17 protein-coding genes and 1 pseudogene are annotated in these 19192 nt (G+C 50.8%); 10 read left to right on the forward strand and 8 right to left on the reverse strand.

Features of this window, described 5'->3' with window-relative positions:
- A partial coding sequence (locus FDX03_RS12710) for a PAS domain-containing methyl-accepting chemotaxis protein (RefSeq protein WP_249357053.1) occupies window positions 1–1127 on the reverse strand: 1127 nt, incomplete at its 3' end.
- Between the two features lie 531 nt (window positions 1128–1658).
- Here FDX03_RS12710 and FDX03_RS12715 point away from each other — a divergent pair.
- The 6 genes and pseudogenes from FDX03_RS12715 (at window position 1659) to FDX03_RS12745 (ending at window position 8274) form a co-directional block, all read left to right on the forward strand.
- Window positions 1659–2657, forward strand: a complete 999-nt coding sequence (locus tag FDX03_RS12715; protein WP_115643384.1) for an MsnO8 family LLM class oxidoreductase — start codon at window positions 1659–1661, stop codon at window positions 2655–2657.
- A complete protein-coding gene (locus FDX03_RS12720) occupies window positions 2657–3778 on the forward strand; it encodes an amidohydrolase (RefSeq protein ID WP_137346001.1) in 1122 nt (373 codons plus the stop codon). The genes FDX03_RS12715 and FDX03_RS12720 overlap by 1 nt, the downstream gene beginning before the upstream one ends.
- Before the next feature lie 24 nt (window positions 3779–3802).
- Window positions 3803–6061, forward strand: a pseudogene (locus tag FDX03_RS23345) (NtaA/DmoA family FMN-dependent monooxygenase).
- A gap of 10 nt (window positions 6062–6071) precedes the next feature.
- The gene (locus tag FDX03_RS12735; protein WP_137346004.1) at window positions 6072–6581 is read left to right on the forward strand and encodes a GNAT family N-acetyltransferase; all 510 of its coding nucleotides are present in this window, start codon (window positions 6072–6074) and stop codon (window positions 6579–6581) included.
- Between the two features lie 9 nt (window positions 6582–6590).
- Complete coding sequence (locus FDX03_RS12740) at window positions 6591–7517, forward strand: amino acid ABC transporter permease (RefSeq protein WP_061067925.1); 927 nt, start codon at window positions 6591–6593, stop codon at window positions 7515–7517.
- Window positions 7501–8274, forward strand: coding sequence for an amino acid ABC transporter ATP-binding protein (locus FDX03_RS12745; RefSeq protein ID WP_061067924.1), 774 nt, complete (start codon window positions 7501–7503; stop codon window positions 8272–8274). The genes FDX03_RS12740 and FDX03_RS12745 overlap by 17 nt, the downstream gene beginning before the upstream one ends.
- A gap of 45 nt (window positions 8275–8319) precedes the next feature.
- Here the strand turns inward: FDX03_RS12745 and FDX03_RS12750 are convergent, their stop codons facing one another.
- Together FDX03_RS12750 and FDX03_RS12755 are read right to left on the reverse strand one after the other, a co-directional pair.
- Window positions 8320–9309: a zinc-dependent alcohol dehydrogenase family protein gene (locus FDX03_RS12750; protein ID WP_048211626.1), complete on the reverse strand. Its 990-nt coding sequence runs from the start codon at window positions 9307–9309 to the stop codon at window positions 8320–8322.
- An 89-nt stretch (window positions 9310–9398) separates the two neighbouring features.
- Window positions 9399–10328 (reverse strand): LysR family transcriptional regulator, encoded by a 930-nt coding sequence (locus tag FDX03_RS12755; RefSeq protein ID WP_116360074.1) that lies wholly within the window; start codon window positions 10326–10328, stop codon window positions 9399–9401.
- Between the two features lie 120 nt (window positions 10329–10448).
- Here FDX03_RS12755 and FDX03_RS12760 point away from each other — a divergent pair, with 120 nt between their 5' ends.
- Window positions 10449–11066: a glutathione S-transferase family protein gene (locus FDX03_RS12760; protein ID WP_137346005.1), complete on the forward strand. Its 618-nt coding sequence runs from the start codon at window positions 10449–10451 to the stop codon at window positions 11064–11066.
- Between the two features lie 72 nt (window positions 11067–11138).
- Here FDX03_RS12760 and FDX03_RS12765 read toward each other — a convergent pair whose 3' ends face one another.
- Together FDX03_RS12765 and FDX03_RS12770 are read right to left on the reverse strand one after the other, a co-directional pair.
- Entirely contained in the window at window positions 11139–12449 is a 1311-nt protein-coding gene (locus FDX03_RS12765; protein ID WP_101742173.1) for an MFS transporter, read from the reverse strand.
- A gap of 73 nt (window positions 12450–12522) precedes the next feature.
- Window positions 12523–13719: an L-talarate/galactarate dehydratase gene (locus FDX03_RS12770; RefSeq protein ID WP_048211630.1), complete on the reverse strand. Its 1197-nt coding sequence runs from the start codon at window positions 13717–13719 to the stop codon at window positions 12523–12525.
- A gap of 320 nt (window positions 13720–14039) precedes the next feature.
- On the opposite strand from FDX03_RS12770, the gene FDX03_RS12775 reads away from it, so the two are divergent.
- Complete coding sequence (locus FDX03_RS12775) at window positions 14040–15044, forward strand: LacI family DNA-binding transcriptional regulator (RefSeq protein WP_170973097.1); 1005 nt, start codon at window positions 14040–14042, stop codon at window positions 15042–15044.
- A gap of 34 nt (window positions 15045–15078) precedes the next feature.
- On the forward strand, window positions 15079–15306 hold the full coding sequence (gene pptA / locus FDX03_RS12780) for a tautomerase PptA (RefSeq protein WP_061067919.1): 228 nt from the start codon (window positions 15079–15081) through the stop codon (window positions 15304–15306).
- A gap of 192 nt (window positions 15307–15498) precedes the next feature.
- Here the strand turns inward: pptA and FDX03_RS12785 are convergent, their stop codons facing one another.
- Together FDX03_RS12785 and FDX03_RS12795 are read right to left on the reverse strand one after the other, a co-directional pair.
- A complete protein-coding gene (locus FDX03_RS12785; RefSeq protein WP_137346006.1) occupies window positions 15499–16254 on the reverse strand; it encodes a hypothetical protein in 756 nt (251 codons plus the stop codon).
- Between the two features lie 401 nt (window positions 16255–16655).
- On the reverse strand, window positions 16656–17228 hold the full coding sequence (locus tag FDX03_RS12795) for a flavin reductase family protein (RefSeq protein WP_121584657.1): 573 nt from the start codon (window positions 17226–17228) through the stop codon (window positions 16656–16658).
- Between the two features lie 158 nt (window positions 17229–17386).
- Here FDX03_RS12795 and nhoA point away from each other — a divergent pair, with 158 nt between their 5' ends.
- Window positions 17387–18232 (forward strand): N-hydroxyarylamine O-acetyltransferase, encoded by an 846-nt coding sequence (gene nhoA / locus FDX03_RS12800; RefSeq protein WP_116360078.1) that lies wholly within the window; start codon window positions 17387–17389, stop codon window positions 18230–18232.
- Between the two features lie 58 nt (window positions 18233–18290).
- Here nhoA and FDX03_RS12805 read toward each other — a convergent pair whose 3' ends face one another.
- Window positions 18291–19184 (reverse strand): PhzF family isomerase, encoded by an 894-nt coding sequence (locus FDX03_RS12805; RefSeq protein WP_137346007.1) that lies wholly within the window; start codon window positions 19182–19184, stop codon window positions 18291–18293.
- Window positions 19185–19192: the final 8 nt, after the last annotated feature.

Below are 19192 nucleotides of genomic sequence, written 5' to 3' on the forward strand. Positions count from 1 at the left end.
GCGTTGAGCGCCAGAATATTAGTCTGGAAGGCAATGCTATCAATTACGCCAATGATATCGACAATCTGACCATTATCACGAGAGATCGCCTGCATCATGGCGATAGTTTGTTTCATAATATCGCCGCCTTCAGCGGCATTGGTGCTGGTTTGGTCTGCCATCGTCATGGTATGTGCCGCCGTTTCTGCAGTTTGCTGCACTGCACTACCAATTTCTTCAATGGCGGCAGCGGTTTGCTGAAGGTCTGCGGATGTTTCTTCAGAACGCGTATGCAGCGCGGTACTTTCTTTAGAAACGCGTTGGCTGATGGCCTGAATTCCGGATATTTGCGTACTAACGTCATCAACCAGTGAATTTAGATTAAGTCCGGATTGATTAACCAGTCGCATTAACATGCCGATTTCATCTACGCGATTTAAATGACAGTTATCGGGTTTTCGTCCGGATACGACTTTCTTCATTTGAGTCAATAGTGTATTAACTGGCTGACAAATTTGGCACTTAAGGTAAATGGCAAATAACAGAAATAACGCCAGTAAACCGCCGGATTGAATAAAATGATTTACGGGAGCGAAGATTAATAACAAAGAGAGCAGGGCAACGACTCCCAAAGCATAATTGACGCGTTGACTAATGCTCAACCATTTAAACATTGAAGTCCATGCCAATATGCCACGGCGAATGATAATACCCTTAAAAAGACGGAACCCGCTAAGTTGTTGATTATTTATTTTTTCATACAACTGCTCACTCTGAGATATTTCGTCTCGCGAAGGAACAGTACGCACTGAGATGTAACCTGTTAACTTTTCATTGTGCCAAACGGGCGTGACGTTGGCACGTACCCAGTAGTGGTCACCGTTTTGACGCCGGTTTTTCACCATTCCCGTCCAGCTGTCACCTTGCTGCAACGTGTACCACATGTCAGCAAACGCGGCTGGCGGCATATCCGGATGGCGAATAATATTATGTGGTTCACCCATTAATTGACTTTCGTTAAAACCACTGGCATCGATAAACGCGGAGTTTGCATAGGTAATATGACTCTCTTTATCTGTCGTCGATAGCAGCGTCGCTTTACCGTTAAGTGTGTGCTCAATTTGTGTAACGGGCATGTTACTTTTCATAAAGGCCCCATGATGGTATGTATAATTCATACAAAGATCCCCGTAATAATGCCAGGGGATATTAAAAAGCTGTTTTAAACCATTTTAATAAGAAACGCTGCATTCTCTACTAATCATCAGTTCTGTGAAAGTATTTAAAATAAAAAAATTAATGCGTGGAACCTATGTCTCTTTCATAAAAATGAAACAATCAATACAAGCGCATAACACAGACAGGTGTTTAGTCTGACTTAAATTAAATTCATTACTGAACGCATGCGTAAAAATAAATCAAACGGAAAAGGATGTTGTCGTCTTTCCAGTATCAATAAAAAACCTATTATATTTTGTAGTATGCAAATACAAGCCATTTTTTCTGCAGAGTGCCGCGTCCAAAACCGGAAGTTTGGTTCCTGTTGGTATGAACGTTATCCCTGATCGCTGCGGGGTTGGTTATCTGTTTTTTAGCTGAGCAAATGTGAATTAAATGTTTCTATATGGTTATTTTATAATTTAATAATACTGACATGTTAACAAATATAGGCCTGCAACATGTCATACCGCCTGAGTATTCTGGATAAAAGCCCCATCGGAGAAGGTGAAACTGCCGCAACCGCACTGACCCGTACGCTGCGCTTGGCACAACGCGCAGAAGAGTGGGGATATCACCGTTTTTGGATAGCTGAACATCATAATACGCCGCAGCTTGCCAGCCCATCACCGGAGCTGGTGATCGCCTGGATACTGGGACAAACCCAGCGCATTCGCGTGGGTTCCGGTGGCGTCATGCTGCAACACTATAGCCCCTACAAAGTTGCGGAAAACTTTAATCTTCTGGCCTCACTGGCGCCGGGACGTGTCGATCTTGGGATTGGAAAAGCGCCAGGCGGCTTACCGCTGTCAACGCAGGCACTGCAGTTGGGTCTTCATCAGGAAGAAAAAGGCAGTTTTGCCGACCAGCTTGCTCAACTGAACGCCTGGCTGGCGCTGACCGGGACAGAAAGCGGGCAGACAGTATTCCCGACACCGCTCCCGCCTGCGCCGCCGCAAAGATTTGTGCTGGGCGCGAGCGTAGAAAGTGCACGCCTGGCGGCAGAGTCTGACTGGAACTTTATTTTCGCGGCGCACCTGAACGGCGATAAAGCGTTACTGCATGAGGTGCTGAGCTTCTGGCAGGCCAACAGTTCACGTCCAACGATTGTCGCCGTACAGGTTATTGTGGCTGACCGCAGTGATATGGCTGCGCAACTGGCGGAAGATGTACAAATCTGGGGCGTCGAGTTGGAGGATGGGCAACGTGTCACCGTCGCCAGCGAAGAGCAGGCGCTGGCTTTCGCCGCGCAGGCGGGCAGCGCACCGCGAACAATCGCCCGGCGTGAGCAGGCGTTACTGCACGGGAGTGCCCAGGAGGTGGTGGCAACACTGCGCTCATTGCAGGTGCAATACGGTATTGATGAATTCATTATCGATACGCCGGTGGCCGAAGGTCAGGCGCGCCTGACATCGTTACGCCTGCTGGCGCAAGCCCATAGCACGATGGAGGTTGTCTGATGTCATTAGCCTCACAGCTTATCGACTGGCGTCGCGAGCTACATCAGTACCCGGAGCTGTCCCTCCAGGAAGTGGCGACAACCGCGCGTATTCGTGACTGGTTGCATGCTGCAGATGTCACTTTATTGCCATTCAATTTGAAAACCGGAGTGGTTGCCGAAATCGGTCAGGGAGAAGATGTCATCGCTCTGCGGGCGGATATCGATGCGCTACCGATAGAAGAAAGCGCCGACGTTCCGTTTCGCTCCCTCACACCGGGCGTGATGCATGCCTGCGGGCATGACGTCCATACCAGCGTCATGCTTGGTGCTGCACTGCTGCTTAAACAACAGGAAACAACCTTACCGGGGCGAGTACGTATTTTGTTTCAACCAGCTGAAGAGAGTTTCGGCGGCGCAAAAACGTTGATCCGCGCCGGTGCGCTGCAAAACGTAGCGGCTATTTTCGGTATGCACAATGAGCCCGGTTTGCCGGTGGGCGAATTTGCCACACGCGGCGGTGCGTTCTATGCCAATGTCGATCGCTTTGTGCTGCGTATTACCGGAAAAGGTGCGCATGCGGCACGTCCACACGAGGGAAAAGATGCCATCCTCCTCGCCAGTCAACTGGTGACGGTATTACAAAGTGTCGCCAGCCGTGAGGTCAATACGCTGGATTCGGTGGTGCTTAGCGTCACCCGAATTCAGGGGGGAAATACATGGAACGTACTACCGGAATCCGTTGAGCTGGAAGGGACGCTGCGGACACATCGCGCAGAGGTGCAACAACAGGTTAAATCGCGGGTCAGTGATATTGTCGCTGGGTTTGCCCACGCCTTTGGCGCACAGATCGATGTTATCTGGCACGCGGGGCCCACGGCCCTGGTCAATGACGCGCACTGGGCCGATATTGCGACCAAAGTAGCCAGACAATCCGGTTACACAACGCATCATGCCGACCTGCATATGGGCGGGGAGGATTTTGCCGTTTATTTGCAAAATACACCTGGTGCGTTTGTTAGCATCGGTAGTGCCAGTGAATACGGATTACATCATCCGGGGTTTAATCCGGATGAGCGGTTAATTGAACCTGCCGCACACTACTTTGCACATTTAGCAAAAACGGCATTCGCACACCTTTAATTTACCTGTTGGGTAGGGGTTACTATGGCTGAAAATCGGCAATTACGTTTGGGCACTATTTTGCATGGCGCCTCCGGGAATATGTCAGCATGGCGTCATCCGGCAGCACGTGCTGATGCCAGTATTAATTTTGATTTTGTCAAAGAGACGGCGATTATTGCGGAGAAAGGGAAGCTGGATTTTATTTTTGTCGCTGACGGTCTGTATATTAATGAAAAATCTATTCCACATTTCTTAAATCGCTTTGAGCCGCTGACGGTATTATCTGCGCTGGCAAGCGTCACTCGTCATCTTGGTCTGGTGGGCACGGTTTCAACCTCTTATAGCGAGCCGTTTACTACTGCGCGACAGTTTGCCAGTCTGGACCATCTTAGTCAGGGCAGGGCCGGATGGAATGTGGTGACATCCCCGCTGGAAGGTTCGGCTAAAAACTATTCTCGCGCTCAGCATCCTGAGCATGCCCAGCGTTATCGTATTGCCGATGAATATTTACAGGTAGTGAAAGGACTGTGGGATTCCTGGGAAGACGATGCTTTTACCCGTGATAAAACAAGCGGGGAATTTTTTAATCCTCATAAACTGCACACGCTAAACCATCATGGAGATTATTTCCAGGTCGCCGGGCCATTAAATATTGGGCGTACGCCGCAAGGCCGTCCGATTATTTTTCAGGCAGGCGCATCACACGATGGGAAAAAATTAGCGACGCAGCATGCGGACGCTATTTTCACCCATCAGGAATCGCTGTCTGAAGCCAAAGCATTTTATCAGGATGTCAAAAGTCGGCTTGAAGCTGTCGGACGTCATGTCGATGAGCTGCATATTTTCCAGGGCGTCAGCATTATTGTTGGCGACAGTGACGCTGACGTAGAGCAACAGTACCAGGCGACCGCTGCACTGGTGTCGATCACCGACGCGCTGAATTACCTGGGACGCTATTTTGAACATCACGATTTTAGCCAGTACCCGCTGGACGCACCGTTCCCGGATCTTGGCCCCCTCGGAGAAAACAGTTTTCGCAGTACCACTGACGAGATCAAGCGCAATGCGCGGGAACGGGGATTAACCCTGCGTCAGGTGGCGCTGGAAGCTGCCAGTCCACGTCCACGTTTTAGCGGAACGCCGGCACAGGTTGCTGATGGTCTGCAGCAGTGGTTCGAGGAGAAAGCCGCAGACGGTTTCATCATTCAGGGGGGAACGCCAGATACCTTCCCACGGTTTGTCGAACAGGTTATTCCCGTGCTTCAGGCGCGCGGTTTATTTCGCCACGACTACCCCGGCACGACGCTGCGCGCAAGTCTGGGGCTGGCAACCCCTGCAAATCAATTCACACAATAAGAGAAAAACGCTATGCAGAAAAAATCGCTACTTCTTGCGCTGTCACTGACTTTCAGCGCGACAGTCTGGGCAAATGACGTCACCATCAACGGTACCGGCGTAAGTCTGGAAGCTAATAAAACACCGATTAACACGGCCAAAAATCCACAGGCGATCGCGCAGTTACCCGCCAACCTGCATCTGGCTGTACCAGGTAAATTCACGGTCGCTATCGCCGGACTGAGCCAGCCGCCGCTGACTGTATTTGCCGATGATAATAAAACGCTCATCGGCAGTGAGGCAGATATCGCTCGCCTGGTTGCCGATAGCCTGGGGCTGGAGCTGAATGTCGTACCCACGTCATGGGAAGACTGGCCGCTGGGCGTAGCTTCCGGCAAATATGATGCCGCGATCAGCAATATTACCATCACCAAAGCACGCAAAGAAAAATTCGATTTTGCGACGTATCGGAAAGATTCCCTTGGCTTTTACGTCAAAACCGGCAGCAAGCTGAAGAAAATAGAGCAGGCGGAAGATATTGCCGGTCTGCGTATCATCGTCGGCTCAGGGACGAACCAGGAAGCCATTCTGTTGGCGTGGAACGAAGAGAATCTGAAGAAAGGATTAAAACCGTTTACGCCGGTGTATACCAAAGATGATGCTGCTCAGACGTTAGCTCTACAGTCAGGTCGTGCAGATGCTTACTTTGGTCCGAATGTCATTGGGGCCTGGAAAGCTGCCCTCAACGGCAAAACGCAACTGGTGGGCAGCGTTGATGGCGGTTGGCCAAAAGCCGCACATATTGCCGTCACGCTGAAAAAAGATAGCGGTCTGGTGCTGCCGGTGCAAACAGCTCTCAACGGTGTGATCGGCAATGGCGACTATGACAAGGTGCTGAACCGCTGGGGGGAAGGGGTAGAGCGTATCCCACAATCTGAAGTTAACCCGGCCGGTTTAGGCGACTAAGGAGGTCAATGTGAGCGATCAATTCCGCGTTGTCTCGCCCGAAGCCATTGAGCTACAGCCGATCCTCAGCGGACTGTTTGGTGAGTACGCCGCCCGCTATGGTGATTATTTTTCTCGTGATGCTGAAGTGGAGCTAACCGAATGGTATCTGGCTCCACTGGGGATCTTTGTGGTGCTGGAGCGCAACGGCGAAATTATCGCCACCGGGGCTTATAAACCCTATGACAAAGACACCGCTGAAATTAAGCGTATCTGGACTAAAAGCAACCTGCGTAAGCAGGGGCTGGCAGCGTACGTGGTGCAGGAACTGGAGCGCCGGGCATTACTGGCGGGCTATAGCCGTATCTATCTGACCACGGGCTTTCGCCAGCCAGAGGCCGTCCGACTTTATTTGAGTCAGGGATACGATCCACAGTTCGATACCACTCGTAACCCAGAAGAGTACAGCCAGCCGCCCTTTGATGGGAGGCTGCGCTTCACCAAACTGTTGACTATCGCAGGTCAGGCCAAAATTGCCTGAGGAGAGAAGATGAAAACGACTGCAACCATCAAAGTCGTCCCGGCACGTTACCCGATGCGCACCGTAGGGGCGATTATTGCCCTGTTTGTGCTGGCGGCGATTATTCAGTCTGTCGCGTTTAATCCGCGCTGGGAATGGGGTGTGTTTGCCCGCTGGTTCTTCGACCCGGTTATCTTGTCTGGACTTGGGCAAACGCTGTTGTTGACGCTCATTGGGACATTACTGAGCGTGGTATTTGGTGGGTTGCTGGCGCTGGCCAGACTCTCATCATCCTGGCTGCTAAACAGCCTGGCGTGGGGATACATCTGGTTGTTTCGTTCACTCCCGTTGATTGTGGTGTTGATCATTTTGTACAACTTCTCCTATTTGTACGACACGCTGGCGATCGGCATACCCTTCACTGCTATCCAGTGGGGCAGCTTTGAGACTATTAATGTCCTTGGACAGTTTTCCACTGCAGTTGTTGGCCTGACGCTGGTGCAAAGTGCTTATACCGCAGAAATTATTCGCGGCGGGTTTCTTGGGGTTGATCATGGTCAGTACGAAGCCGCAGCCGCGCTGGGATTACCTGCCTGGCGCCGCACGCTGCGCATAATCCTGCCACAGGCGTTACGCACCATTTTGCCCGCCGGGTTCAATGAAATTATCAGCCTGGCGAAAGGTACGGCGATGGTTTACGTGCTGGCGATGCCGGAACTGTTCTACACCATCCAGATGATCTACAACCGCACCCAGGAAGTGATTCCGCTGCTGATGGTTGGAGCCGTGTGGTATCTGGTGATCACCAGCGTTTTGTCATTAATTCAGCATCTGGTTGAACGCGCGCTGGCACGCAGTGAAAGACGATCCGCTATTAACACCGCCAGGGTGAGTCGCTCGGCTAAACGTCGTCGCCTGGTTCCACAGCAGGAGGCTATCCATGTCCCACTCGCCTGAAGGTCATATTTCCATTACCGGCGTCAGCAAATATTTTGGTCGCCATAAGGCGCTGGATAACGTATCTCTGGAGATCCCACCCGGTACGGTCACGGTCATTCTCGGGCCTTCCGGTTCAGGTAAATCAACGCTATTGCGGGCGATTAATCATCTGGAGCGTGTCGATGAGGGGTTTATTCAGATTGACGGTGATTATATTGGCTATCGCCTTCAGGGAGACCGGTTGTATGAACTAAAAGAGGCAGAAATCCTGCGCCAGCGCATTAATGTGGGCTACGTATTTCAGAACTTTAACCTGTTCCCGCATTTAACGGTGCTGGAGAACCTGATTGAAGCGCCAATAGCCCACGGGCTGGCATCGCGTAAAGCCGCTACCGAACGGGCATTAACTCTGCTTGATGCGGTTGGGCTGCGAAATAAAGCCGATGCCTGGTCGCGTCACTTGTCCGGCGGACAGCAGCAGCGAATCGCCATTGCCCGCGCGCTGGCGTTAAATCCGCGCGTGATGCTATTTGATGAGCCGACGTCCGCACTCGATCCTGAACTGGTGGGCGAAGTGCTGGATGTGATTAAGTCACTGGCACAGTCGGGAACCACGCTGGTGGTGGTGACGCATGAAATCGGTTTTGCCCGGGAGGTGGCCGATCAGGTGGTATTTATGGTTGACGGCAAAATCGTCGAGCAGGGTAGCAGCGAACAGGTGCTAAATTATCCGCGCCACACGCGCACGCAGCAGTTTTTGTCGAAAGTTCTGTAAATACGCGGAAAAAATGTTGCGGCACAAGGCTGTGCCGCACAGCGATTACAGGGTAACGACGATTTTGCCTACCTGACCGTTGGCCTCCATATACTGGTGGGCCTTAGCGATGTCATCAAACGCAAAGGTTTTATCAATCAGTGGCTTGAGTTGTCCCGATTGCAATCCTTCAAAGATGAAACGTTTAGCTCGTGCCAGTTTTTCAGCATCAGTGGTGATTTCGAAAAGCTCATAGCCGCGGAAGGTCAGATGACGGCCAAGGATCTCAATCACCGGGATCGACAGATCGCGACCGTCCAGCGAACCGTACTGGAAAAATAACCCTCCGGCGGGCATTACCTGGGCTATTTTCGCCACACCGGGGCCGCCGACCGGGTCGAAGACCACGCGGGTACCTTTGCCATCGGTTATACGATTAATTTCCACGACCAGATCCTGCTCCTGACTGGCGATAACCTCTGCCGCGCCAAGTTGTAGAAGCTGGGCGCGCTTCTCACTGGTGCGCGTCATCGCAATCGGTTTTGCCCCGAGCATATTGGCTATCTGTATCGCTGCCAGCCCGACACTGCTGGACGCAGCATTGATCAGCACGTTATCGCCAGGCCCGATATTGGCATATTCGACCAGCGCGCCAAAAGCCGTCACATACATCATCCAACTGGCGGCGGCCTCGGCAAAGCTCAGGTTTTCAGGATGTTTGACGACCGCATGAACAGGCGCATTGACGATTTCGCCATACATACCGTACTCATGAAAGCTGAATGCCGGAATGACGCTCACGCTATCGCCTGGTGCGAACTCGTGCACATTGTCACCGACGGCTTCAACAATGCCGGAGGCTTCATAGCCCAGGCGAGCAGGAAAATTGGGTTGGTAAATATACTGTCCGGTACGGTACATAATTTCCGCCCGGTTAATACCTATTGCGCGAACGCGGATCTGAACATCGTTTGCAAGCGGAGCCGGGGTCTGAATATCCTGAATATTCAGCACATCAGCGCCACCTGTTTGATTGAAAACCACGACTTTAGACATAGCGGACCTCGGTAAATTGTTCTGACTTGAGTCCGCACAATGTATCGGTTCCGGTGGGGGCGAAAAACCGCCGTTATGGAACTTCACTATTACTCAGATTGTAATAATCCCTGCAGGCGCGGTTTTTGCTCGTTAAAAAGCGCACACAGCCAGTCAATAAACACCCGCACGCGCGGGGCAAGATGACGTCTGTCCGGGTAGAGCACGGAAACGGGTTTAGCTTCCCCCGCATAGTCACCCAGCACCTCAACGAGCTGGCCCGACTCGAGGTAGGGTGCCAGTACGGCGTGAACCCCGTGTATGATCCCCAATCCTGATAAACAACCTGTTAGCAGAATGTCGGAGTTGTCTACGCTCATTCGGCTTGCTGGTATGATAGATACCGTTTTCTCTTCGTTGATGAAGGACCACTCCAGCGCGTCACGATGACGTTCGCTAAAGAAGTTGAGTGCCTGATGCTGAGCCAAATCATCCGGTGTCTGTGGGATGCCCCGTATAGCCAGATAATCTGCGGACGCACAGGTCACCATTTTTACCTCGCCAAGTCGTCGGGATATCAGCGAGGAGTCCTGCAACTCGCCAATGCGGATCATGCAGTCGATCCCCTCCGCAAGCAGATCAATTTTGCGGTCAGTGGAGGTGAGTACAATCTCAATGTCCGGATAGCGTGACTGAAAGTCGCTTAGCGCAGGGACTATAATCGAGTGAGCCAACGACAGTGGAGCATTGATCCTGAGCTTTCCACGTGGAGGCCGTGTCGGTGAGAAAGAGGCCATGATGTCATCCACGTCACCAAGTAGTACTTTGGTTCGTTGGTAAAATGCGTCACCTTCTTCGGTCAGGGTAACCTTCCGCGTCGTTCGGTTCAGGAGTTTCGTCCCCAGATCGTCCTCAAGATGCTGAATTGCTTTCGTCACCGCGGGGCGGTGCAGGTGCAGCACATCGGCAGCTTTGGCGAATCCCCCTTGCTCCACGACCTGCACAAAAATGCTCATGTATTCAAACATACTGGAACGCATCTCTTACTCTCCTGGTGTTCGCTCTGGCACGGATATTGTTATTATGAGAGTAATAATGATGACTGCATAGACACGCGAATGCTGCTCTACACTTAGGGTTTTAACATTGAGGGTTGCAGCATGATGAAAGTCTATGGGGTACCGGGCTGGGGATCGGCCATCAGTGAAGTGATGCTCACACTGGCGGAGATCCCTTACACGTTTATTAATGTGGACGGCTTTGACAGTGACGGGGCTTCGCGGGAGTTGCTAAAAAAAATGAATCCACTGTGTCAGATTCCAACGCTCAGGCTGGAAAATGGCAGTGTGATGACGGAAACGGCGGCTATTGCGCTGATGATTCTTGATCGCAGGCCCGATCTGGCCCCGCCTGTCGGACATGTGGAACGTCAACAATTTCAGCGCCTGCTGATATGGCTGGTGGCAAATGTCTATCCCACGTTTACTTATGCTGATTATCCCGAACGCTGGACGCCAGATGCTCCGGCGCAGTTGAAAAAGAACTGTATTGAGTACCGTAAATCGCTTTATATGTGGCTGAACGACCAGCTAAGCGCCGAACCGTACGCGTTTGGCGATCAGCTCACGTTGCTGGACGTTTATATTGCCGTTATGCGCACCTGGGGGCCTGGACATGACTGGTTCCAGGATAATACGCCTAATATTAGCGCCATCGCGGACGCGGTTTGTCAAATCCCGCGGCTGCGTACTGTCCTGAAAAACAATAAGATTATTTGAATAAAAAAACGCTGTTCCGCAGGAGTGCAATTCCCGGAACAGCGGGCGAACTATCATCGCCATAAGTTTAAATTACGCAGCAGAAGGCGTCAGCGTAATACGATCCAACGGACCCACGATAAACAGATAAGAAATCAGGCCAATCAGCCCCATCGAGCCGACGTACAGAATGGCGTAATCAAATGACTGGGTATTTGCCAGAATCACACCGATCACCAGCGGCGTAATGATACTTGCCATATTGCCGCACATATTGAATACGCCGCCTGCAATGCCAAGCACTTCTTTTGGCGAGGTATCGCTGAGAACGCACCATCCCAGATTGCCAAAGCCTTTGGCGAAAAACGCCAGGCTCATCGCGGCGATAACCACAAACTCTGACGAGGTGTAATTCGCGATAACGATGACGCAGGAAAGTAGCATTCCACAGATCACCGGCAGCTTACGGGCAATCGTCAAGCTGTAGCCGCGTTTTAGTAGCCAGTCGGAGAACACGCCGCCTAATAATCCACCGATAAAACCGGCAATGGCAGGGATACTGGCGACAAATCCCACTTTGAGGATCGACATTCCTTTCGCCTGATACAGATAGGTAGGAAACCAGGTCAGGAAGAACCAGGTAATTGACGTCACGCAGAACTGTCCGATATAAACGCCAATCATCATGCGATTGACGCAGACGCTCTTAATTTGCGTAAAGGTAATTTTCTGCGGCTCTTTTTTATTGCCCAGCGACGGTTCGCCACCGCCTTCCCGGATATAGTCAATTTCCTGTTGGTTTACCTTCGGATGATGCATGGGATCCCTGACTTTGACCAGCCAGAAGATGCCAAGAATAACGCCAATAGCCCCGATATAATAAAAAACAAAGTGCCAGCTCAGATTATGCAAAATAATCGTCATGAGCGGCGTAATAATCCCTAACGAGATATATTGCGCGGCCTGATAAACTGAGGTGACAAAGCCTCGTTCGTTATTCGGAAACCACTGCACGCTTAATCGGCTGTTGGCCGGAAAGGCCGGAGCTTCAATGGCACCCATCAGTAATCGTAAGATAATCAATACGACAAGCGGACTGGCGTACAGATAAATGGTGCCCTGGAACATGGTCACCAGCGACCAGCCAATCAGGGCGCAGCCGTATACCAGACGAGAACCATAGCGATCCAGTAGCCAGCCGCCGGGCAGTTGCATAATGACATAAGAAATACCGAAAGCAGAAAAGGCCAGCCCCATTGCTTCAGGATCAAAACCTAATTCTTTGCTCATTATTGGAGCCACCACGGATAACGTCGCGCGATCGGCGTAATTAAATACGGTAGCAAGAAACAGAAATATCAAAATGCCGTAACGCACTTTTGTGCGCTTTATTATTGTGTTCATCACCCACTCCTTTCATAAGGTTGAGAGCGTTTCTGTAGGGAAGAGGGCGGGTATTACTTACCCGCCAAATAAATTAAGGACGTTTACCAAACTCGCAGGTTAATTGTGTCCAGCGGCGCGCTTGTTCGCTGATGCTGAACCCCAGACCGTGACGGTCAGATATCCACATCCGCCCATCGCGCAGCTCAAGCTGTTCATTAAATAGCGGATTCAGCCATTCGAAATGTTCCAGCCATGGCTCAAGCGGATAAGCGGCGGACAAATGCAGGTGAACTTCCATGGCGAAGTGGGGTGCCAGTTTTCGTCCGTGTTTTGCCGCCAGATCCATAATTTTAAGGAACGGTGAAATCCCGCCCACACGCGGCGCATCAGGCTGGACAAAATCACTGGCATTGCCGAGGATCAGCTGTTCATGTTCGCGGAAGCTGGTCAACATCTCACCGGTAGCAATCGGGGTATCCAGTGCGGCAGCCAGTTGGGCGTGACCTTCAACATCGTAGGCATCCAGCGGCTCTTCAATCCAGATCAGATTGAACTGCTCCATTTTACGTCCCATACGGATGGCGGTTTCCCGGTCCCACTGCTGATTGGCATCGACCATCAGCGGGAAATCATCACCCAGCGCTTCACGCACCGCGGTTAAGCGGCGAATATCTTCGGCGCAGTTTGGTTGACCGACCTTGAGTTTGATGCCGCCAATACCGTTTTCACGGGAAATAACCACGTTTTTAAGCACCTGATCCAGCGGCGTATGCAGGAATCCGCCGGAGGTGTTGTAGCACTGTACGGAGTCACGATGCGCGCCAAGCAGTTTTGCCAGCGGCAATCCTGCACGCTTGGCCTTCATATCCCATAAAGCGATATCGATAGGGGAGATGGCCTGAACCGCCATGCCGCTGCGCCCGACGGAAGCGCCAGCCCACAACAGCTTGGTATAGATCTTGTCAATATCGTTTGGATCTTCACCTAACAGGTTATCGGCAATTTCTTTGGCATGCGCGTAGATCCCCTGACCGCCAGCACGCTTGGAGTAACTAAATCCCACGCCTTCAAACCCGTCGCGACTGCGGATCTCGGCGATGATTATGGCGACTTCGGTTAGTGGTTTCTGACGACCAGTCAGCACTTTGGCATCGCTTACCGGTGTTGCCAGGGGAAGGAAAGCGAGGGATAGCTTAACCCATTCGATACGGTCGCCGGTTTCTGCCGCGGTTTTTGCATTGGCCGATTTGGCATAGGTTACGGCATCGGAATTAGCACTTAAAGACATCTTATTCTCTCCTGGTGATTAATAAATGATTGCGCTATCATTTTTAATGTTAGCGCAATCAATGCACCAGCGAATTGATTGCGATTTGAACAATTGCTCACAAATACGAAGATAAAAGGGCGATAACTTGTATACAGCATCACATTCCAATACTTTATGGGGAAATGCACAAATCTTTATGATATCGCTATCATTTTGCTCAGGGATGACAATCTAAGCTGCTGTTTTCCCAGTGTTATCACAGAGCCATGCTAGCAATAGCCGAAATCATGATGAATAATGCCAGGATAAATCAGCGATTTTTGACAAGGGCATCGACAGTGAAAAACGCCAGACCTCCGCGAGCACCCACGCTGGAAGATGTGGCCCGTACCGCGGGATTGTCACCCATGACGGTGAGCAGGGCGCTAAATACTCCGCAGTTGGTGCGCCCGAAAACGGTGGAAAAAGTGATGCAGGCGGTACGCGCCACCGGCTACATTCCCAACGCGCTGGCCGGGGGGCTGGCGTCGCGTCGCAGCAAGCTTATCGCCGTGGTTGTTCCGCAAATTAACAACAATATGTTTGTCGATACCATTCAGTCATTAAGCGATGAACTGGCCGAACGCGGATACCACATCTTGCTCTGCGTATCAGGTTACACGCCGCAAACAGAGGCTGAGCTGGTGGCGACGCTGCTTTCTCGCCGCCCGGATGGCGTCGTGCTCACCGGTATCCATCATACCGCCGGGATGAAAAAGGTGATTCTTAATGCGGCCATTCCGGTTGTGGAGATCTGGGATTTAACGCCAACCCCCATTGATATGCTGGTCGGGTTTTCGCACGAAAAAGTCGGTCAGGCGGTAGCAGACTACTTGCTGAAAAAAGGTTATCGCCGTCCTGGTTTGCTATGGACAGCCGATCGCCGGGCAGGCCAGCGTAAACAAGGGCTGTGCGATGCGCTGAGTCGTCATGGTATTGCGGCTGACGCACAGATAGATGTCCCGCTTCCGGCCTCTCTGGCATTGGGGCGCAGTGGATTAGCTCAGCTATTGGCTGAAGGTGCGTTCGATGTCATTGTCTGTAGCTCAGATACCTTAGCCCAGGGGGCGATTATGGAAGCCGAAAGCCGTGGTTTACGCGTGCCGCAGGAGCTAGCGGTAATCGGTTTTGGCGATCTTGATTTTGCCGCCAGTAACCGGCCTGCTATCACCACAATCAGCGTCGACCGACGGGCCATTGGACAACGCGCTGCCTCGCTGCTTGCCGATCGTATCGAACAAATTCCACGTGAAGACGATATTATTGATGTCGGATTTCGCCTGGTTGAACGAGAGTCCGCATAAGTTACCTGCATCCCAAAACAATAAGGAATCTGCTATGCCGCACGTCGATATCAAATGCTTTCCTCGCGCCCTTACCAACGAACAAAAAACCGCGCTGGCGGCGGATATTACCGAGGTCATTATTCGTCATTTGCAAAGCAAAGACAGCTCGGTCAGCGTGGCGCTGAATGAAATTGAGCCCGAGGCGTGGCAGGGCGTGTGGAATGCGGAAATCGCACCGCAGATGGACACATTGATTAAAAAACCCGGCTACAGCATGTGAACGAGAACGGGCGATTATTGCGCCCGTATTAATGCTGGCACAACTCTATAAAAACCGGAGACCAGTTACTCCACCCGGCTTAGCTACAGTAATCCAATGACAAAAACAATTGATTCATATAAACAATATCTATATAGCCTCAGCGTTCTTTTTGACTAATATTCCAAGAAGAACGCCGGATTTACATTGAAGTTATTCTTCTTTGTATACACGAGTCAGATTAATTACCCCATTACTTTTTTCAAGCGCGTAACAACTAAAGATTTTTATACCGGGTTCTTCCACCACAATATTTAATTTAGGGCACGTTATAATACCACCTTTGTCAAGGTAGAGATGGAGAATCTTAAAAGATTCTATTTGTTTTGCTGAGCTAGCTATGTCTTTATCGCCTAAGAATTTCCCACGTTGCTCAGGATTCATCAGTGCTGTCATTGGATCTGCCACCCAAGAATCATTTCCATCTGAACCATGAATGAGCATGAATGCATGATCTGCCTTAGCACCGCCAGTCGTATTCCCGCTAATTACAATGACTTCCACTTTTCCTTTATAACCAAAATCCATTAAAGCACGAGCCCCGATAGCACAAAGCTCCCCACAGTTGCCAGCTTTACAAAGGACTGAGTTATTAGTAATTTCGTATAGCTTCTCAAGCGTGAAATCTTTACTGTCATAGCCTGTTATATTACCACGAGCTTTTTTTATCCTATTATCGATATCGATAACTTGTGATACTGCCATTTTTTCGTCCATTGTCTCAATAACAGAGCTCCATAATATATGAGATGACACATACTGAGATGCAAAATTTGCAGCTTCTTCTGGAGAACAATCGATAAGATGATTGTCAGGGTAATCTGAAAAAGGAGTTACATCGCTCTTTTGGTGATTTAAATTATCAAGGTGATTGTTTTGTGTAAATTTAATTAATGAAGATGGTATCATAATTACTCCTTTATATATTTTATAATTTATTCCCTGCACTATTATTCATAATAGTGATATATTTATGAATGATCAAAAATTATCGTTAATGTTCAACAGAGCATCGCCCTGCTACTGAATCCCTTATCCTGAAAGGATGTAAAAAAAGTAAAGTACAGTCATGTGTAGCCATTTAGCTATTTCCTTCCCGTTTCGTTGCCGCCCCTGTAGGATATAAATTCAAAGAGTATAAAAAATAGCCTTAACGTACAATAATTTTCGATATCCAAACTGACTCCGTTTACGGACCGTAAGTAGAGAAGTCTGATGCAAATGTCAGATCGTATGCGCCTGTTAGGGCGCTGCTGGTATCAGAGCCTTATAGGCACATCAGAAAAACCTCCGGCTATGCCGGAGGATATTTATTCAGCCGCTGTTATACGTTTCCCGCTGGTGACAAACGTTCCGGCGCCAAGGTGGTGCAAGGTATTGAGTTTGCCATCATCAAACTGCCAGCGTCCTTGCACAAATACCCGCTCATCGGCAGCGGCAGAAACCACTTCGCCAAACAAGGTATCATATTTGTCCTGAGCCGCTGTGGCAGGAAGCAGGCGGCATTCCATCCAGGCGAGACACTTGGCTTCTATTAGCGGTAATCCCAGCACCGGACCTTTTACCACCGGAATACCGTAGCAGTTGAACTTATCTTCTATTCGACCAGAAACACTCCCCACGGCATAGGTCCAGTTGGTCGCGGCAACCCCTGGAATAACAATACCAAATTGCCCGCTACGCTCGATCAGTTCGCGTGACCAGGCGGTCTTGTCGACAACAATGGCCACCCTCGGCGGATCAAATTCCACGGGCATTGACCACGCGGCCGCCATCACATTACGCCGTTCTGTATTCGCGTCACGACTGGTTATCAAAATGGTGGGGCCGTGATTAAGCAGTCGGCTGGCGTGTTGTAATTCAACCGGACGAAAATGACTCATAGTGACTCCTCGGCAGAATAAAAATGACATCACAATAAACATAGATAGTAACGGGATTAGCGATTTTGTCGCCTCACCGGGGTGAACAGCGCACAAAAGCGACGGCGTAAAATTAAAAATGCGTTATAAGTACAACATTCAACAAACAGGAATCCCGTATGACGCCTTTTTTAAACGCTTATTTTGCCCGTATTGGCTGGTCAGATGCGCCCAACGCCGACATTGAAACGTTGAGAGCGCTACACTTACTGCATAACGGTGCCATACCCTTTGAAAATCTTGATGTGCTGCTGCCGCGTGAAATGCAGCTTGACGATCTGTCCCTTGAAGAGAAGTTGGTCACTGCCCGCCGCGGTGGCTATTGCTTTGAACAAAATGGTGTATTTGAACGGGCGCTACGCGACATCGGTTTTACCGTACGCAGTTTGCTGGGACGCGTGGTATTGGCAAATCCGTCAAGTCTGCCGCCGCGCACGCATCGCCTGTTACTGGTTGAATTACAGGGTGAACAGTGGATCGCTGACGTTGGCTTCGGCGGGCAAACGCTGACGGCGCCGATTCGTCTGCAGGCTGATCTTGAACAGCAAACGCCGCACGGCGACTATCGGTTGATTCAGGAGGGGGAAGACTGGATCCTGCAGTTCCGCCATCACGATCACTGGCAATCAATGTACCGTTTTGACCTGGTCGTTCAACATCACAGCGATTATCTGATGGGTAACTTCTGGTCCGCGCACTGGCCGCAGTCGCATTTCCGCCACCATCTGCTGATGTGTCGTCATTTACCTGACGGCGGCAAGCTGACGTTGACCAATTTCCACTTTACCCATTATCAGGACGGTCACGCGATAGAGCAGATTAATCTGCCTGACGTCGCCAGCCTGTATACGCTGTTGCAGGAACGGTTTGGACTGGGCGTGGATGACGCGAAGCATGGGTTTACCCTGGATGAGCTGGCGACAGTCATGGCGGCGTTTGATACACATCCGGAGGCGGGAAAATAGGGGCATCAGAATTAATGCCGGATGCGGCGTAATCGCCTTATCCGGCCTACCTGAAGATTTAAAAATCGATCGCCCATTCGGCGTGAAACAGGATCACAGCAGAGCCGGAAATCGTTACTTTCTCAGGCTGGTTATCACGGATAGTCACCGTCACATCAACAATACCGTCACGCCCGAGCGCGCGACCCTGGTGGCCCTGAACATGCAATGTTTTGCCATCATGAGCCATCAGGTTATGGTGTACCAGCCACGCGCCCATTGGACCATTCGCGTTGCCGGTGACCGGATCTTCCACAATACCAATAGCAGGCGAGAACATGCGGCCATCGGTGGCGTTTTCGTCCTTGCGAATTTGAAAAGGGAAGAACCCGTTACAGCCAATTTGCTGGCTGATAGCGGTCAGGGCAGGCAAATCAGGGGAAAGGGCGTCGAGGTCCACCTCAGGCTTCAGCGCAATCATCACTTTAGAGTGTCCGGTGGTGGCAACCTGAATGGGTAATCCGGTCAACATATCGTCTTCGCTCAGGCGCAGCGCATCGATTATCGCGGCACGTACAGCACCTTCCAGCGGAGCTTCGAATCCAGGTACGCCTTGTTCAAGACTGATGCGATAGTCATTGTCGCTCAATTCAATATCGACCCGATGACGACCGGCGAGCGAGGTTTGCCAGACGGTGCTGTTGCCCAGACCCAGCACCTTGGCCCGCACGTGATGTGCGGCGACGGTAGCATGCCCACAGATAGGAACTTCGACCGTCGGCGTGAAATAACGAATGCGAACATCGCTGTCGTCACTGGTCAGTAGAAAAGCCGTTTCCGAATGGCGCAGCTCGCGAGCAATGAGCTGCATCTGGGCGTCACTCAGTCCGTCAGCATGCAACACCACACCCGCTGAATTGCCGCGAAAGGGTACTGAGGTAAAGGCATCGACGTGATAAACCTGTGGTTTCATTAGCGTTC

Origin of the sequence: Citrobacter sp. wls827, from assembly GCF_005280875.1 — a bacterium.
In the GTDB taxonomy this organism is placed as follows: Bacteria; Pseudomonadota; Gammaproteobacteria; order Enterobacterales; family Enterobacteriaceae; genus Citrobacter; species Citrobacter youngae.

Excerpts from the sequence above, each read along its gene's own strand:
- FDX03_RS12715 (WP_115643384.1), top strand. The coding sequence starts at position 1,659 with ATGTCATACCGCCTGAGTATTCTGGATAAAAGCCCCATCGGAGAAGGT.
- FDX03_RS12720 (WP_137346001.1), top strand. The coding sequence starts at position 2,657 with ATGTCATTAGCCTCACAGCTTATCGACTGGCGTCGCGAGCTACATCAG.
- FDX03_RS12740 (WP_061067925.1), top strand. The coding sequence starts at position 6,591 with ATGAAAACGACTGCAACCATCAAAGTCGTCCCGGCACGTTACCCGATG.
- FDX03_RS12745 (WP_061067924.1), top strand. The coding sequence starts at position 7,501 with ATGTCCCACTCGCCTGAAGGTCATATTTCCATTACCGGCGTCAGCAAA.
- FDX03_RS12750 (WP_048211626.1), bottom strand. The coding sequence starts at position 9,309 with ATGTCTAAAGTCGTGGTTTTCAATCAAACAGGTGGCGCTGATGTGCTG.
- FDX03_RS12755 (WP_116360074.1), bottom strand. The coding sequence starts at position 10,328 with ATGCGTTCCAGTATGTTTGAATACATGAGCATTTTTGTGCAGGTCGTG.
- FDX03_RS12760 (WP_137346005.1), top strand. The coding sequence starts at position 10,449 with ATGATGAAAGTCTATGGGGTACCGGGCTGGGGATCGGCCATCAGTGAA.
- FDX03_RS12765 (WP_101742173.1), bottom strand. The coding sequence starts at position 12,449 with ATGAACACAATAATAAAGCGCACAAAAGTGCGTTACGGCATTTTGATA.
- FDX03_RS12770 (WP_048211630.1), bottom strand. The coding sequence starts at position 13,719 with ATGTCTTTAAGTGCTAATTCCGATGCCGTAACCTATGCCAAATCGGCC.
- pptA (WP_061067919.1), top strand. The coding sequence starts at position 15,079 with ATGCCGCACGTCGATATCAAATGCTTTCCTCGCGCCCTTACCAACGAA.
- FDX03_RS12785 (WP_137346006.1), bottom strand. The coding sequence starts at position 16,254 with ATGATACCATCTTCATTAATTAAATTTACACAAAACAATCACCTTGAT.
- FDX03_RS12795 (WP_121584657.1), bottom strand. The coding sequence starts at position 17,228 with ATGAGTCATTTTCGTCCGGTTGAATTACAACACGCCAGCCGACTGCTT.
- nhoA (WP_116360078.1), top strand. The coding sequence starts at position 17,387 with ATGACGCCTTTTTTAAACGCTTATTTTGCCCGTATTGGCTGGTCAGAT.
- FDX03_RS12805 (WP_137346007.1), bottom strand. The coding sequence starts at position 19,184 with ATGAAACCACAGGTTTATCACGTCGATGCCTTTACCTCAGTACCCTTT.